Source organism: Oleiphilus sp. HI0086 (genome assembly GCF_001635225.1).
Genome location: NZ_LWFZ01000304.1, coordinates 1 through 655, shown reverse-complemented (window position 1 = coordinate 655; position 655 = coordinate 1). Strand labels below are relative to the sequence as shown.

The window sequence follows — 655 nt, the reverse complement described above, 5'->3', positions numbered from 1 at the left end:
CCTATTTGTTAAGGCTGTATTTGTTGAAAATATGGCTTTGGCATTCTTTTTGGGAATGTGTACCTTCCTTGCGATTTCTAAGAAGATTCAAGCTGCAACCGGTCTAGGTATTGCCGTAGTCGTTGTATTGGCAATCACTGTTCCTGTAAATAATCTTATTTATACCTACCTTCTAAAAGATGGAGCCTTGGCTTGGGCGGGCTATCCTGATGTAGACCTGAGTTTCTTGGGTTTGTTAACTTACATTGGTGTTATCGCTGCTTTGGTACAGATTCTAGAAATGGTTTTGGATAAGTACTTCCCGGATCTGTATAACGCTCTTGGGGTATTCCTACCATTGATCACAGTAAACTGTGCGATCATGGGTGCATCTCTATTTATGGTTGAGCGTGATTATAATCTTGCTGAGAGCACGGTCTATGGCTTGGGTGCTGGTGTCGGTTGGGCTCTTGCGATCGTCGCATTGGCCGGTATCCGAGAAAAGCTCAAGTACAGTGATGTGCCTGAAGGTCTGCGTGGCTTGGGTATTACCTTTATCACTGTAGGCTTGATGTCACTAGGTTTTATGTCGTTCTCTGGTATCTCGCTTTAATTAACACTGGGTAGATAGATAAGGTATTAATATGAATGCAGAAATAGTACTCGGTGTGGTGAT

General features: G+C 42.9%; 1 protein-coding gene. It reads left to right on the top strand.

Annotation, left to right across the window (positions count from 1 at the left end; all coding sequences use genetic code 11):
- Window positions 1-592, top strand: a 592-nt coding sequence (nqrE, locus tag A3756_RS03720; protein ID WP_068552944.1) for an NADH:ubiquinone reductase (Na(+)-transporting) subunit E, incomplete at its 5' end; no start/stop codon positions are given.
- Window positions 593-655: the final 63 nt, after the last annotated feature.